Genomic DNA, 14,058 nt, shown 5'->3' with positions numbered 1-14,058 from the left:
GTCCCGGGGGCCGCCGACCCGCCGCCGGGACGTCCTGCTCAGTGCTCCCCGGCGTCGGAGCGCAGCGCGAAGGTGCCCTGGGCACGCCGCCGGCCCTGGACGGGGTGGTCGGGGACGATGCCGTCCAGGAACCGGTACCCGCCGCGGGTGTAGGCGGCGCGCAGGTCGCCCGCGTCGGCCGCGGAACTCAGCGAGCGCCACCAGTCGGTGATGTCGCCCCAGCCCGGGGCCGCGAGCGAGCCGCCGAACTGCTGGACGGCGAGCGCCGCGCACAGGGAGCCGAACTTGAGCCGCTCCTCGAGGGGCCAGCCGGCCAGGGTGCCCAGCACCATCGCGGCCGCGAACACGTCGCCGGCCCCGGTGGTGTCGATCGCCTCGACGGGCACGGCGGGGCAGAACGCCTCCTCGCCGGTGGAGCCGTCGATGGCGTAGGAGCCGTCGGCGCCGTCGGTGACCACCACCAGCGGGACCTTGTCCGCCAGGGCCCGCACCGCCGCGCCGGGGCTGTCGGTGCGGGTGTAGCCCATGGCCTCGAGGGCGTTGGGGGTGAAGGCGTGGCAGTGCTGCAGCGGGGCGAGGTCGGCGACGTCCCAGCGGCCGGTCTGGTCGAAGCCGATGTCGGCGAAGATCAGCGAGCCGCGCCGCACCAGGTCCCCCCACCAGCTGGTCTCCCCCGCCAGGTCGACCACCGCGGCCCGCGCCGCCGGGGCGCGGGTGATCAGGGTCGAGAGCGGCTCGGGCAGGTCGTGGCCGTGGGTGGCCATGGCCCGGTCGCCGTGGGCGGCGATGGAGACGGTCAGCGGGGAGTGGAAGTCGGGGAAGCGACGCGAGGCGGAGAGGTCGATGCCCTCCTCGTTGGCCATGGTGTGCCACATCCAGTCGGCGTAGGCGTCGTCCCCGAAGCCGGCGACCAGTCCGGTGCGCAGGCCCAGCCGGGCGGCGGCGGTGGCGAGGTTCGCGATGCCGCCGGGGCTGGAGCCCATGCCCTTGGACCACAGTTCCTCCCCGGGGCGGGGCAGGCGCTCCATCCCGGTGAAGACGATGTCGAAGAACACGGTGCCCGAGAGCAGCACGTCCAGCGGCGGATCCGCGGGGGTGCGCTGGGTGGCCAGCGGGTCCCAGTCGTCCCCCGCGGCGGCCGCGGGCGGGGCCGGAGTGGAGGCGCCGGCCGGGCGAGCGGGCCTCGCGGCCTCGTCGTCGATGGTCATTTCGCAACTCCTTCGAGCATGCCGCGGATGAAATGGCGCTGGAGGAACAGGAACAGGATGACGGTGGGCAGGGCCACGATGACAGCCCCCGCCGCGAGCAGCGCGGTCTCGGCGGTGTACTGGCCCTGGAAGTTCGCCAGTCCCAGCGGGGCGGTGCGCAGCCGGCCGCTCGGGGTCATCACCAGCGCGGTGAGGAACTCGTTCCAGGTCCACATGAACACCAGCACCACCATGGTCACGATCGCCGGTCGGCTGGCGGGCACCAGGATCCGGGTCAGGGCCTGGACCGGGCCCGCGCCGTCCAGGGCCGCCGCCTCCAGCAGGCTCACGGGCATCGCCCGGAACTGGGCGCGCAGCCAGAAGGTCCCGAAGGCGACCGACTGCGCCACCTGCGGCATCGCGATCGCGATGTAGGTGTCGGTCAGGCCGAGTGCGCGCAGGTCGAAGAACAGCGGGATGATCGTGGCCTCGGCGGGGATCATCAGCCCCAGCAGGAACAGGTAGAACAGCGCCGTGGAGCCGCGGAACCGCATCGTGCCGAAGGCGTAGCCGGACAGGATCGCCAGCACCAGCGAGAGGCCCACCACGATCGCGGCGACCACCACGGAGTTCCCGAGCGACCGTCCGAAGCCGCCGACGGTCCAGGCCTCGGCGAAGTTGCCGAGGTGGATCCCGCCCGCCTCGCCCAGCGGCGGGGCCACCGAGGTCAGCAGGATGGTCACCACGGGGGCGAGCGCGAACAGGGCGAAGCCGCCCAGGATCACGTAGTTCATGGCGGTCTCGCCGCGGGAGACCCTCATGACTCACGCTCCCCGATGCGGGTGACCCCGACGTTGATCGCGAAGATGATGATCGTCAGCACGATCGCGACGGCGGAGGCGGAGCCCACCTCGCGCAGGTCGAAGGCCCGGAAGTAGACCTCGTAGCTCGGCACCGTGGTGGCGTTCCCGGGCCCGCCCGAGGTGGTCATGTAGACCAGGTCGAAGGTCTTCAGCGCCGCGATGATCGTCAGCACCAGGGCGACCGTGATCTCCCCGCGCACCGAGGGCAGGGTGATCGCGAAGAACTCCCGGACCGCCCCGGCGCCGTCGAGGCGGGCGGCCTCGAACAGCTCCTGCGGGATGCGGCTCATCCCCGACAGGAGCAGCAGCATCACCAGCCCCATCTGCACCCAGGTGCCGATGAACCCCACCGAGGCCAGCGCCGTGGCGGGATCGCCCAGCCAGCCGCGGGTCAGCGACTCCAGGCCCACCGCCGCCAGCGCGTCGTTCAGCAGCCCGTTCGGCGAGTAGATCTGCCGCCAGGCCACCGCCACCACCACCAGGGCGATCACCTGGGGCAGGAAGATCACCGTGCGGAAGAAGCCCATCCCCCGCACCTGTCCGCGGCGCAGGATCGCCGCCAGCGCCAGCCCCACCACCAGCGGGATCACCGCGTAGAAGACGATCAGCACCAGCGCGTTGAGGATGGCCGCCCGGAAGTCGGCGTCCCCGGCCAGGTCGAGGTAGTTCTGCAGCCCCACGAAGGTGGAGGCGCCGAAGCCCTTCCACTCGAACAGGGAGAACTGCGCGGCCCGGACCAGCGGGTACAGCGAGAACGCGCCGTAGACCAGCAGCGCCGGCAGGATGAACAGGTAGGGGATGGCCCGGGAGCGGGCCACCGCGGAGGGCGGTGAGGCCATCGGGCTCAGGATCCCTCGGTGAACGCGGCGTAGTCCTCCTGGAGCGTCTCGGCGGCGGCGGCCGGTTCGGTCTGCCCGCCGATGACCTCCTGCAGCGTCGCCCCGGCGGTGTCGGCGAAGGAGGGGGTCGCGTAGTCGAGGTAGGGCAGCAGCGTGCCGCCGGTCGAGACGGCGTCGAAGGCCTCGTAGATGTCCTTGTTGACGCCGGAGTCCGGCGCCAGCTCCGCGGTGCGGTTCACGGGCATGCCGCCGTTCTCGGCGATCATCTCCATCGCGGCGTCGCTGGTGATGAAGTCGATGAACGCGGCCGCGGCGGCGGGGTTGGCGGCCGCCGCCGGGATCGCGAAGGGGATGCCGGTGCCGCCGGTGGTGGCGACGGAGCCGTCGGCCCCGGGCGGCGGGGCCATGAAGCGCAGGTCCTCCCCCATCACGGCCTCCATGTCGGGTCCCAGCCAGGAGCCGCCGATCAGCAGCACGCCCTGACCCTCGGCGAAGGCGGGCCAGGCATCGTCGTAGGCCAGGCCGTTGGGGGAGGCGCCGAGCGCTCCGCCGGTGCCCCATTCGGCGAGCTTGGTGAGCGCCGCGAGGTTCTCCTCGCTGGTCCAGTCGGCGCCCGCGTTGCCCATGCCGAGGGTGACGATCTCCTCGGCGGTGACGAAGTGGGCCTGCAGCGGGCCGAACACGTGCAGCGCCGGCCACTGATCGAGGTTGCCGAGCATGATCGGCACCTCCCCGGCGGCGGCGGCCGCGTCGACCAGGGCGAAGACCTCGTCCCAGGTGGTGGGCGCCTGCAGACCGAGCGCGTCGAGCTTGGACTGGGAGTAGTAGATGCCGCAGATCTCGCCGGTCTGGGCGAGGCCGTACAGGGCGCCCTCGCCGAAGGTGACGCCGTCGGCGGAGTAGCGCATCTTGCCCAGCACGCTGGGGGCGTAGCGCTCCTCCCAGCCGTAGGCCTCGGCGTAGCCGGTCAGGTCGGTCAGCAGGGAGTCGGCCACGAAGCTGCCCATGTCGCCGCGGGCGTTGTTGACCTGCAGCACGTCGGGGACCTCGTTGCCCGACAGCGCGAGGCCGGTCTGCTGCTGGAGGTCGTCGAAGGACTGCGAGACCCGCTCGATGGTGACGTTGGGGTACTCGGTCTTGAAGCTCTCGATGAGCGCGACGATGGCGTCGTTCTGGGCGCCGCGGACCTCCTGGTCCCACACCACCAGGGTGATGTCCCCGAGGGCGGCGATGTCCGTGTCGACCTCGTCGGCCGCGGGCGCGGGGGCCTCGCCGCCGCTGCCGCTGTCGGAGCCGGGCGCGCAGGCGGCCAGCAGGCCGAGACCGCCGAGCGCAGCGGTGGTGCCGAGGAAGTTCCGTCGTCGCATGATGTCCTCCTGAGGGGTCAGCGGTCGAGCGTCGCCACTGTCGCTCATGACCGACACCAGCCGATGTGGTGCGAACCACCATCATGACACGACTTGTTCGGCGCTGCAGTCTTCTGCTCGGAGATGCTCGAAGATGAGTGGTCGGTGCTACGGTGACGCCATGCTGAGCGCAGAGCGTCACCAGGCGATCGTCGCGGCCGTGCGCCGCAGCGGCACCGTGACCGTCGCCGAGCTCAGCGGCGAGCTCGGCGTCTCCGAGGCCACGGTGCGCCGTGACCTGGACGTCCTCTCCGAGGTCGGGGCGCTGCGGCGGGTGCGCGGCGGGGCGACCGACGTGCGCAGCTCCATCCGCCCCGAGGCCGATCTGCGCTCCTTCGCCGACGTCGCGAGCTCCGCCACCCGCGCGAAGCAGGCGATCGCCGCCCGCGCCTGCGCCCTGATCGAGGACGGCGACGTGATCGCCCTGGACATCGGCACCACCGTCGCCGCGATGTGCCCGCTGCTCGCGCAGCGGTCCCTCACCGTGGTCACCGCCTCGCTCGCGGTGGTGCGCTCCCTCGCGGCCGCGCCCGGCATCGACATCGTGATCCTGGGCGGGCTGCTGCGCCCCAACTACGACTCGATGGTCGGGATCCTCACCGAGTCGGCCCTGCGCCAGCTGCGGGTGGACCGCGCCTTCCTCGGCGCCGCCGGGATCCGGGCCGACGGCGCGGTGCTCGACTCGACCCCCAGCGAAGTCCCCGTGAAGCGGGGCCTGCTGGAGGCCTCCACCGCGGCCTACGTGCTGGCCGACCAGGACAAGTTCCCCGGCTCCGGCTTCCTCGAGATCGCCCCGCTGTCGCGGTTCACCGGGCTGATCACCGACCGCTCCCCCCTGCCCTTCGACTTCGACCTCCCCGACGGGGAGAGCGTGGAGGTACTGCTGCCATGAAGCTCACCATCCTGGGAGGCGGCGGATTCCGCGTCCCCCTCGTCTACGAGGCCGTCGCCACCGCCGCCACCGGGCTGACCGTCGACGAGGTCGCCCTCCACGACGTCGACGCCGCGCGCCTGGCCACCATCACCGCCGTCATCGAGGGCCTCGGCGAGCAGCTGACCGGCGCCGGCCGCGCGGCCTCCCTGCCCCGCCTGCGCGCCACCACCGATCTGCGCGAGGCGCTCGCCGGCGCGGACTTCGTCTTCAGCGCCGTCCGGGTGGGCGGCGCCGAGGCCCGCACCGTCGACGAACGGGTCGCGCTCTCACTCGGACTGCTGGGCCAGGAGACCATCGGCCCCGGCGGCCTCGCCTACGCCCTGCGCACCCTGCCGGTGGTGCTGGACATCGCCCGCGCCATCGCCGAGGTCGCCCCGCAGGCCTGGGTCATCAACTTCACCAACCCCGCCGGGATCGTCACCGAGGCCATGCGCGGCGTGCTCGGGGACAAGGTGGTGGGCATCTGCGACACCCCCATCGGCCTGGTGCGGCGCGTGGGCCGCCTGCTGGGGACGGACCTGGTGGCCGGCGAGCGCGGCGCGGGCTTCGACTACGTGGGGCTGAACCACCTGGGATGGCTGCGCTCGGTGACGATCGACGGCACCGACCGCCTGCCCGGCCTGCTGGCCGACGACGACGCCCTCGAGGAGATCGAGGAGGCGCGGCTGATCGGCAAGGACTGGGTGCGCGCCGACGGCGCCCTGCCCAACGAGTACCTGTACTACTACCTGCACACCGCCGCCGCGATCGAGCGCATCACCGCCTCGGCCACCACCCGCGGGGAGTTCCTCGCCAAGCAGCAGGGCGACTTCTACCTCGCCGCCGCGGACTCCTGCTGCTCCTCCCCACTGTCCCTGTGGCGCTCGACGCTGCACGAGCGCGAGGCCACCTACATGGCCGAGTCCCGCGACGAGGAGCGGCGCGAGGAGGACGTGGCCGGCGGCGGCTACCAGGAGGTGGCGCTGCGCCTGATGACCGCGATCGCCACCGGCCGCAGCGAGCGGATGATCCTGGACGTCGGCAACGCACCGGCCGGCGCCGCGGCGCTGCCGGCCGCGCGCATCATCCCCGAGCTGCCGGCCGACGCCGTCATCGAGGTGCTGTGCCTGGTCGACGGGGACGGGGTGCACCCGCAGCCTGTCGCGCCGGTCGAGCTGGGCCGGCTGGGCCTGATGAGCTCGCTGCGCTCCGCCGAGCGCTCGATCCTCGTCGCCGCCACCACCGGCTCGCGCGAGGCCGCCTGGCAGGGGTTCTCCGCCCATCCGCTGGTGAGCTCGCCGGTGCTGGGCGCGCAGCTGCTCGAGGGCTACGCCGCCGGGCATCCCCGGATCGCGGCGCTGCTGACGAGCCGGTGAGCACTGCGCTGGCGCTCTCGCTGATCGCCCTGGTGCTGATGGCCGCCGTCATCCAGCGGGTGGTGGGGATGGGATTGGGCATGATCTTCGCGCCCTATGCGGTGGTGCTGATCGGGGCGCACGAGGGCATCATGCTCGCGAACTTCCTGGGCACCCTGATGCCGATCGTCCTGCTGCCGCGGATCTGGTCGCACATCCAGTGGCCGGCCGTCGCCTGGATGGGCCTGCCGGCGGTGGCGGTGATGCCGGGCGCCGCCTGGCTCTCCTCGGTCTCCCCGCCGGGCCCGCTCTACGTGACCACCGCGTGCCTGGTGCTGCTGAGCCTGGTGATCTCCGTGGTGCTGGTGCGCGTCGACACCCGCGTCGAGGGCCGGACCGCGCAGGTGGTCACCGGGATCGGCTCCGGGCTCGGGTCCGTGCTGGGCGGGGTGGGCGGTCCGGCCGTCACGGTCTACGCGGCGCTGTCGCGCTGGTCGGTGCTGCCCATGGTCGCCACCCTGCAGCCGCTGTGGATCCTGATCGCCGGGTCATCCTTCGCCGCGAAGCTGGCCTGGGACGACGGTCAGCTGCCGACCCTGCCCTGGTGGGTCTGGGCGGCGATGGTGGGCGCCGTGATCGGCTCCGTCTTCCTCGGCGAGGCCGTCCAGCGGAGGCTGCGCGAGCGCACCATCCAGCGCTCCGTGATGGCGCTCGGGTTCCTCGGAGCGCTGCTCGCGCTCGGGACCGGGGTGGGGCTGCTGGTGGGGTGAGCGGGGCGCGGACCGGGCATCACCCGGCTCACCCGGCTCACCCTGCTCACCCCGCTCACCGCAGCGGGATGCCGGCGACCGCCACCTCTTCGGACGCGGCCCCGGGCGTCACGACGACCCTGGGGCCCGTGAGGTCGACCGCCGCCTCCCCCGCCGGGATCCCGTGGCCCTCGGACGGCGTCGCAGCGATCTCCCGGATCGCGGCGGAGACCTCGCCGGTCAGCTCGACCGGCCCGGCGGCGGGATCCAGCAGGAGCACGTTCAGCACCTCGGATCCGTCGGCCCCCGGGCCCCGGGTGAAGCGCACGCCGGCAGGCGGGACCCTCACGGCCTCGTGCATCCAGGGGCGGGTGGCGAAGATCGCGGCGCCGTGGCGCTCCAGCCACCTCCCGAGCTGCTCGAGCGCCGCGGCCTGCAGCTCGGGGATCGACCCGTCGGCGCGCGGGCCGACGTTGATCAGCAGGTTGCCGTTCTTGGAGACCACATCGGCCAGCAGACGGATCAGCTCCGCGCCGTCCAGCGCGTGCTCGAGGGACTCGTCGGCGTTGTACCCGAAGGAGAGTCCGAGGCCGCGCGTGGACTCGAAGACCTCCACCTGCACCGATTCGATGTCCTGGTACTCGCGGGTCAGGACGCCGTGGGCGGGCACGCCCCAGCGGTCGTTGACCATCCCCTCGGGCACGGCCGCCAGGTAGTCGCGGAAGATCTGCTGCAGGGAGTCGGGGCCGTCATACTTGCCGGAATCGGGCCAGTCGATGTCGTTCCACAGCAGGTCCGGCGCGAAGCGGTCCACGAGCTCCCGCAGCTGGGCGGCCGCGAAGGCGGCGAACTCCGGATCGTTCCGGCGCAGGGCGAACAGCTCGTCGTTCGACGTCAGCGGCGGGAAGTCGGTGACATGCCAGTCGTGGGCGCCGGAGTAGTAGAGGCCGAGCCGCAGGCCCGCCGCCCGTACCGCGCCGGCGAACTCCTCGAGCAGATCGCGGTGCGCCCCGCGGCGGGCCGCGGTGAAGGGCGTCGTGGCGCTGTCCCACAGGCAGAAGCCGTCGTGGTGCTTCGAGGTGGGGACCACGTAGCGGGCGCCCGCCCGCTCGGCCAGGTGGACGATCCGCTCGGCCGCGCCGTCGGCGGGGGCCCACTGGTCGGCGAAGTCCTCGTAGGAGTGGCCCAGCCCGAACACCTCGCGGTGACGCGTCCGTGTGGGGCTGCCCTCGATCCGCACTGTGTTGGCGTACCACTCCGCGTACTGGTGCCGGGCGTAGGCGTTCTGGGCGGTGACGTCACTGCGGTCCAGCACATCGGCCCAGGCGGGAACCGAGTACAGGCCCCAGTGGACGAACAGGCCCAGCTTCGCGTCGCGGTACCACGCGGGCACGCTCAGGTCGGGGTAGGCGGCGGCCGGGGCCCCATCGGCGGGGCCGTGGCGGTCATCGAAGCTGATCATCGGTGTCTCCTGACGTCATCGGCACTTCTGCATTCCTCGCAATCGCAGCATCCGTCGTCCTGATCGATGACATGATGCCCGCGACCAGCGTCGGTCGATGACTCTCAGGAGGAGCACGCACGTGGAACCGAGCACCGCACGCCGTCGTCCGCGGATCGCCATCGCGGGCATCGCGATCGAGTCCTCCACCTTCACCCCGCATCTTTCTGTCGCTGACGACTTCGAGGTGCGGCGCGGCACCGAGCAGGTGCTGGACCGCTACCCGTTCTTCGCCGTAGCGACGACCGCGGGCGCCGATGAGCGCGCGGCGGAGGAACCGGACTCCGAGCCGGACGCGGACGACGCGCCGCACCTGTCCGGGGCGGCGCTGCGGGATGCCGCCGACTACATCGGGATCCTGCAGGCCCGCGCGCTCCCGGGCGGGCAGCTGGTGCGCGAGGCATACGAGGGCTGGAAGGCGGAGATCGTGGACGGCCTGGCCGCCGCCCATGCCGCCGCACCGCTGGACGGATTCTTCTTCGACATCCACGGGGCGATGAGCGTGGTCGGCCTGGACGACGCAGAGGGCGACCTGATCACCGCCATCCGCGCCGTGATCGGTCCGGAGGTCGTCGTCGGCGCGGCGATGGACCTGCACGGCAACGTCTCGCCCACGCTGTTCGAGGCCTGCGATCTGCTGACCTGCTACCGGCATGCCCCGCACATCGATGCGTGGGAGACCCGGGAGCGCGGCCTGCGGGACCTGGTCACCACGGCAGCGCACGTCGCGGACGGCGGGCCGAGGCCGTACCGCGCTCTCGTGCACGTCCCCATCCTGCTGCCCGGCGAGAAGACGTCGACGCGCGTCGAGCCCGCCGCTTCGCTGTACGGGCGGATCCCCGAGCTGACGGCACGCGACGGGGTGACCGACGTGTCGTACTGGGTGGGGTTCGCCTGGGCCGACCAGCCGCGCTGCAAGGCGGCGATCGTCGCCTTCGGGGAGGATGCGGAGGCCGTGGCCGCTGCGGCACTCGAGCTGGCTGCCTCGGTGTGGAGGGCCCGGCACGACTTCACCTTCGTGGCCGCGACCGGCGATTACGAGGAGTGCCTGGACCGCGCGATCGCCTCCTCGCGCCGCCCCTTCTGGATCTCCGACTCCGGCGACAACCCTGGCGCCGGCGGAGCCGATGACACCACTGTCGCCCTCGCCCACCTGATGTCCCGGTCCGAGATCCGCGACGGTTCGGTGAGCGCGCTGATGGTCTCGCTGGTGGACCCGATCTCGACCGACGCCGCCTGGCAGCTGGGCGTGGGCGGCAGCGGGGAGTTCACCGTCGGGGCGCGCATCGACACCCGGGCGCCCGGACCGGTCCCGCTGGCTGCGCAGGTGCGGGCCCTGGACGACTCCGGGCCGGCGGGCCGGGCGGCGGCCCTCCAGGTCCTCGACGCGAACCGGCCGACGGGATTGACGGTGGTGGTCACGCAGCGCCGATCCCAGTGGTCGACGAACGCCATGTTCGAGAGCCTGGGGCTGTCGATGACCGGCTTCGACGTGGTCACCGTGAAGATGGGTTATCTCGAACCGGAGCAGTACGAGGCCGCTGCGGAGTGGCTGCTCGCGCTCACGCCCGGAGGCGTCGATCAGGACCTGGTGCGGCTCGGTCATCACCGCATCGACCGACCGATGATCCCGTTCGACGACGAGATCCCGGCGCCGAGCGCGGGATCGATCATCCGCCGCGGCGGGCCCCGGCCGCTCTAGCCCGACGGTTAGGTCCGGTGCGCGGCCGTCGAGGTGCCGGGAGCGGGTCGCGGGCATCCGCGGGGCCGTACCTCGTGCCCGAGCCCCTCCGCGAACGCACCGCTGCGAGGCGCCCGCGCGTCTGCCCACCATGCGTCTGCTCTTCGCTTCCTGCCCCGGTGGCCCGATGATGGGATGACTCTAGCACCGGCGTACCGCCGGTCTCCGGCGCGCTCCCGCTCACGTCACCACACCCCCACGTGCTGTGCTCTCTACCGAGGTTGGCATCCTCAGCCGCGGTCGGATCCCAAGTGTTGACCGCTTGGTTCGTGTGGTGCATAGTGTGATCCACCACGCCAAAGATCCTATGTCTTGCCGGACCCGGCGCGGACTCTCACGAAGGACAACGGAGCTCTTCGATTGCTAGGAGACGACATGGACTCATCATCAGTTCGCCGCGCACTCTCTCGTCGCACGCTGCTCGCCGGCCTCGGCGCCACGATCCCCCTCGCCGCGCTCAGCGCGTGCGGCGGCTCTTCCGGAGGAGGAGGCGGCGGAGGCTCCGCCGCGAGCTCGACGCTGTACACGTGGATCTCGAACGAGAACGACCGTGCCCAGTGGCAGGCGTTCATCGATTCCGCCACGGCGAAGGACCCCGACTTCCAGCTGGAGCTCGAGGGGCCGAGCTTCGAGGACTACTGGACCAAGGTGAAGACGAGGATGTCGACAGGGGACGCGCCCTCACTCCTGACGACCCAGGCGGCCCGCGCTCAGGAGCTCGATGCGCTGCTCGCCCCACTGGACGACCTCGCCGAGCAGGCGGGCATCGACCTCTCCACCTACAACCAGGCCATGATCGCGGGCATGACCGTCGGCGGGACCGTGCGCGCGATCCCGTACGACGCCGAGCCCATGGTCCTGTTCTACAACCGGGCCCTGTTCCGCGAAGCCGGCCTCGAGGAGCCCGTCGACTCGTACCCGATGGACCGCTTCCTCGAGGACGCCAAGGCCATGACGTCAGGGGACAGGTACGGCCTCGCGATCTCCTCCGGGCTCGTCCATCTGGGGCTCGCCATCGCCTTCGCGAACGGCGGCGCTCCCGTCGTCGACGAGGAGCTGACCCTGACCGACCCCAAGGTCGTCGAGGGCATCCAGTTCGGCTTCGACCTCGTCACCGAGCACCAGGTCGCCAAGGCCCCGGCCGCTGTCGATTCCGAGCCGGCCGCCCAGCAGGACCTCATGAACGGCAACGTGGCGATGTACCTCGATGGCCCCTGGATGTACCAGGCCTTCGCGGACGCACTCGGTGATGACCTCGGTGTCACCGTGGTCCCGTCCGAGAGCGGCGAGGCGAAGGGCCTGATCCAGGGCTCGGGCTTCGGCATCGCCTCGAACGCCGAGGACCCCGAGGCCGCCTTCGAGACCCTGATGGCGATCACCACCCCCGAGGTGATCGACGACGTCGCGAACGCCCGGGGCACCTTCCCGTCGATCGTGGAGCAGGAGGCGCGATGGGCGGAGGGCAAGAACGAGGACAACGTCGCCGCCGTCACTGCGCTGGCGAAGAACGGGGTGCCGCTCCTCACCACGACCACCTGGAACGAGGTCATGTCACAGTTCGGCCAGTACGCGACCGACGGGTTCCGCGGCAACCGTGATGCCGCCGAGATCCTCGAGCAGATCCAGGGGGCGGTCGGCTGATGGCCGCTGCGATCGGCACGGTGCCCACCGCGCCGCCCGCTGTCGCCCGCAGCGCGAAACGCCCGAGTCCGGGCGGCCGCGGCAACGGCTGGTCGGCACTGCCCTACCTCGGTCCCGGGATGCTCGGGTTCGCGATCTTCATCGTCGTGCCGCTGGTCGTCTCCCTGATCATCAGCTTCTTCGACTGGCCTCTGTTCGGCGCCCCGGAGTTCGTCGGGCTGGAGAACTACCGCTTCATGATCGCCGGCGATCCGGCGTTCTGGATCAGTCTGCGCAACACGCTGATCTTCGCGGTGCTCTATACGGCAGTCAATCTCGTCGTCGCACTCGGACTCAGTTATTGGCTGATGAACCTGGGCGGGCGCTGGGCAGCCTTCTTCCGGGTGCTGTTCTTCATCCCCGTCGTCACCCCCATGATCGGCAACGCGCTGATCTTCCGGCTGATGCTCAACGATGACGGGATCGTCAACCAGATGCTCGCCGCGATCGGGATCTCGGGCCCTCAATGGCTCAACACCCCTGGCTGGGCGATGGTCTCCCTGGTCGTCATGTCGCTGTGGCAGGGAATGGGCTACAACATCATCGTGCTGGGAGCGGGGATCGCCGGGATCAATCCCAGCGTGCTCGAGGCGTCCCGGATCGATGGCGCCGGGCCGGTCGACCGCTTCTTCCGGATCGTCTTCCCGATGCTGTCGCCGACCATCTTCTTCTGCACGGTGATGACCGTCATCGGTGCTTTCAAGGTGTTCGCCCAGCCGTACGCGCTCACCGAGGGCGGGCCCGGCAACGCGACCAACACCCTCGTCCTCCATCTGTACCGCAACGGCTTCTCCTTCGACCGTCTGGGCTACGCCTCGGCGATCGCGTGGGCGCTGTTCGCGCTCGTCATGCTCATCACCGCCGTCCAGTTCAGCCAGCAGAAGAGGTGGGTGTCCTATGACAGCTGACATCCTGCACCGTGCGCATAGGCGCACCCCTGATCGCCAGATCGTCTCGAAGCTGCTCCTGTGCCTCGTCGGCCTGGTGTTCGTGTTCCCCTTCATCTGGATGCTCGCCACCTCGCTCAAGCCCACCAACGAGGTCTTCTCGACCGGGACGAGCATCGTTGGCTCACGGATCGAGTGGGGCAACTACGCGGTCGCGGCGACTGCCATCCCCTTCGCCAGGATCCTGATCAACAGCTTCCTGGTCGCCCTGATCGGGGCGGGCCTGACCGTGATCGTGTCGGTCCTCAGCGCGTACGCGTTCTCCCGCTTCGAGTTCCGCGGGCGCGGTGCGCTCTTCGCCGTCTTCCTCGCCACGATGGTGCTGCCGCAGGAAGTCCTGATCATTCCCCTGTATCTGATGATGCAGGAGGCCGGTCTGATCGATTCCTACCCCGCCCTCATCCTGCCCTTCGCCTTCGGCGCCTTCGGGACGTTCCTGATCCGCCAGTTCCTGCTCAGCCTCCCCCCGGACTACGAGGAAGCCGCCAAGATCGACGGTGCCGGGCGACTGCGGACGCTGATCAGCGTGATCGTGCCCCTCTTGCGAGCGCCGATCGCCGTGGTGTTCGTGTTCTCGTTCATCGAGTATTGGGCGAGCTTCCTGTGGCCGCTCATCGTCGTGAACAACCCGAACATGGCCACCGTCCCCATCGGCCTGCAGATGTTCTCCGGCGAGCGCGGCACCGACTGGGGACCCATGATGGCCGCCGTCACGCTGGTGGTGCTGCCGAGCCTGCTCATCGTCGTCCTGCTGCAGAAGCAGCTCCAGCAGGGCGTCTCCATGGGCGGCTTCGGCGGGCGCTGACGCCGGCAACCCGTCCGCACCATCTGTCGGCGGCCGTCCGGCGCCGGCACCCATTGCGAGAGAAAGAGGACA

At 71.1% G+C, this 14,058-nt stretch carries 12 protein-coding genes; 7 read left to right on the top strand and 5 right to left on the bottom strand.

All coding sequences use genetic code 11. The features are described 5' to 3' along the window. Positions 1 to 38: 38 nt before the first annotated feature. From ACOJUI_RS00550 to ACOJUI_RS00535, 4 genes are read right to left on the bottom strand one after another with little or no spacing between them, the layout of a single operon-like run. The gene (locus ACOJUI_RS00550; RefSeq protein ID WP_422116168.1) at positions 39 to 1,208 is read right to left on the bottom strand and encodes a carbohydrate kinase family protein; all 1,170 of its coding nucleotides are present in this window, start codon (positions 1,206 to 1,208) and stop codon (positions 39 to 41) included. Continuing rightward, entirely contained in the window at positions 1,205 to 2,008 is an 804-nt protein-coding gene (locus tag ACOJUI_RS00545; protein ID WP_422116167.1) for a carbohydrate ABC transporter permease, read from the bottom strand. Before ACOJUI_RS00545 ends, ACOJUI_RS00550 begins: the two co-directional genes overlap by 4 nt. After that, positions 2,005 to 2,889, bottom strand: a complete 885-nt coding sequence (locus ACOJUI_RS00540; protein WP_422116166.1) for a carbohydrate ABC transporter permease — start codon at positions 2,887 to 2,889, stop codon at positions 2,005 to 2,007. Before ACOJUI_RS00540 ends, ACOJUI_RS00545 begins: the two co-directional genes overlap by 4 nt. 5 nt (positions 2,890 to 2,894) lie before the next feature. Further along, positions 2,895 to 4,256 (bottom strand): extracellular solute-binding protein, encoded by a 1,362-nt coding sequence (locus ACOJUI_RS00535; RefSeq protein WP_422116165.1) that lies wholly within the window; start codon positions 4,254 to 4,256, stop codon positions 2,895 to 2,897. A gap of 160 nt (positions 4,257 to 4,416) precedes the next feature. On the opposite strand from ACOJUI_RS00535, the gene ACOJUI_RS00530 reads away from it, so the two are divergent. From ACOJUI_RS00530 to ACOJUI_RS00520, 3 genes are read left to right on the top strand one after another with little or no spacing between them, the layout of a single operon-like run. After that, the gene (locus ACOJUI_RS00530; protein WP_422116164.1) at positions 4,417 to 5,187 is read left to right on the top strand and encodes a DeoR/GlpR family DNA-binding transcription regulator; all 771 of its coding nucleotides are present in this window, start codon (positions 4,417 to 4,419) and stop codon (positions 5,185 to 5,187) included. After that, positions 5,184 to 6,584 (top strand): 6-phospho-beta-glucosidase, encoded by a 1,401-nt coding sequence (locus ACOJUI_RS00525; RefSeq protein WP_422116163.1) that lies wholly within the window; start codon positions 5,184 to 5,186, stop codon positions 6,582 to 6,584. Before ACOJUI_RS00530 ends, ACOJUI_RS00525 begins: the two co-directional genes overlap by 4 nt. Continuing rightward, positions 6,581 to 7,333 (top strand): TSUP family transporter, encoded by a 753-nt coding sequence (locus ACOJUI_RS00520; protein ID WP_422116162.1) that lies wholly within the window; start codon positions 6,581 to 6,583, stop codon positions 7,331 to 7,333. The genes ACOJUI_RS00525 and ACOJUI_RS00520 overlap by 4 nt, the downstream gene beginning before the upstream one ends. 55 nt (positions 7,334 to 7,388) lie before the next feature. Here the strand turns inward: ACOJUI_RS00520 and ACOJUI_RS00515 are convergent, their stop codons facing one another. Further along, complete coding sequence (locus ACOJUI_RS00515; RefSeq protein ID WP_422116161.1) at positions 7,389 to 8,774, bottom strand: alpha-L-fucosidase; 1,386 nt, start codon at positions 8,772 to 8,774, stop codon at positions 7,389 to 7,391. A 97-nt stretch (positions 8,775 to 8,871) separates the two neighbouring features. Here ACOJUI_RS00515 and ACOJUI_RS00510 point away from each other — a divergent pair, with 97 nt between their 5' ends. From ACOJUI_RS00510 to ACOJUI_RS00495, 4 genes are all read left to right on the top strand, one after another. Further along, complete coding sequence (locus ACOJUI_RS00510) at positions 8,872 to 10,515, top strand: M81 family metallopeptidase (protein WP_422116160.1); 1,644 nt, start codon at positions 8,872 to 8,874, stop codon at positions 10,513 to 10,515. Between the two features lie 414 nt (positions 10,516 to 10,929). Next, entirely contained in the window at positions 10,930 to 12,195 is a 1,266-nt protein-coding gene (locus ACOJUI_RS00505) for an ABC transporter substrate-binding protein (RefSeq protein WP_422116159.1), read from the top strand. After that, complete coding sequence (locus ACOJUI_RS00500) at positions 12,195 to 13,142, top strand: carbohydrate ABC transporter permease (protein WP_422116158.1); 948 nt, start codon at positions 12,195 to 12,197, stop codon at positions 13,140 to 13,142. The genes ACOJUI_RS00505 and ACOJUI_RS00500 overlap by 1 nt, the downstream gene beginning before the upstream one ends. Beyond that, the gene (locus ACOJUI_RS00495; protein ID WP_422116157.1) at positions 13,132 to 13,986 is read left to right on the top strand and encodes a carbohydrate ABC transporter permease; all 855 of its coding nucleotides are present in this window, start codon (positions 13,132 to 13,134) and stop codon (positions 13,984 to 13,986) included. Before ACOJUI_RS00500 ends, ACOJUI_RS00495 begins: the two co-directional genes overlap by 11 nt. Positions 13,987 to 14,058: the final 72 nt, after the last annotated feature.

Source organism: Brachybacterium sp. UNK5269 (assembly GCF_049266655.1).
GTDB lineage: Bacteria > Actinomycetota > Actinomycetes > Actinomycetales > Dermabacteraceae > Brachybacterium.
The sequence above is the reverse complement of the archived record's forward strand: the minus strand, read 5'-3'. Positions and strand labels throughout refer to the sequence as shown.

Bases quoted from the DNA above. Each gene is read 5' to 3' on its own strand.
- ACOJUI_RS00550 (WP_422116168.1), bottom strand. From the start codon at position 1,208: ATGACCATCGACGACGAGGCCGCGAGGCCCGCTCGCCCGGCCGGCGCC.
- ACOJUI_RS00545 (WP_422116167.1), bottom strand. From the start codon at position 2,008: ATGAGGGTCTCCCGCGGCGAGACCGCCATGAACTACGTGATCCTGGGC.
- ACOJUI_RS00540 (WP_422116166.1), bottom strand. From the start codon at position 2,889: ATGGCCTCACCGCCCTCCGCGGTGGCCCGCTCCCGGGCCATCCCCTAC.
- ACOJUI_RS00535 (WP_422116165.1), bottom strand. From the start codon at position 4,256: ATGCGACGACGGAACTTCCTCGGCACCACCGCTGCGCTCGGCGGTCTC.
- ACOJUI_RS00530 (WP_422116164.1), top strand. From the start codon at position 4,417: ATGCTGAGCGCAGAGCGTCACCAGGCGATCGTCGCGGCCGTGCGCCGC.
- ACOJUI_RS00525 (WP_422116163.1), top strand. From the start codon at position 5,184: ATGAAGCTCACCATCCTGGGAGGCGGCGGATTCCGCGTCCCCCTCGTC.
- ACOJUI_RS00515 (WP_422116161.1), bottom strand. From the start codon at position 8,774: ATGATCAGCTTCGATGACCGCCACGGCCCCGCCGATGGGGCCCCGGCC.
- ACOJUI_RS00510 (WP_422116160.1), top strand. From the start codon at position 8,872: ATGACTCTCAGGAGGAGCACGCACGTGGAACCGAGCACCGCACGCCGT.
- ACOJUI_RS00505 (WP_422116159.1), top strand. From the start codon at position 10,930: ATGGACTCATCATCAGTTCGCCGCGCACTCTCTCGTCGCACGCTGCTC.
- ACOJUI_RS00500 (WP_422116158.1), top strand. From the start codon at position 12,195: ATGGCCGCTGCGATCGGCACGGTGCCCACCGCGCCGCCCGCTGTCGCC.
- ACOJUI_RS00495 (WP_422116157.1), top strand. From the start codon at position 13,132: ATGACAGCTGACATCCTGCACCGTGCGCATAGGCGCACCCCTGATCGC.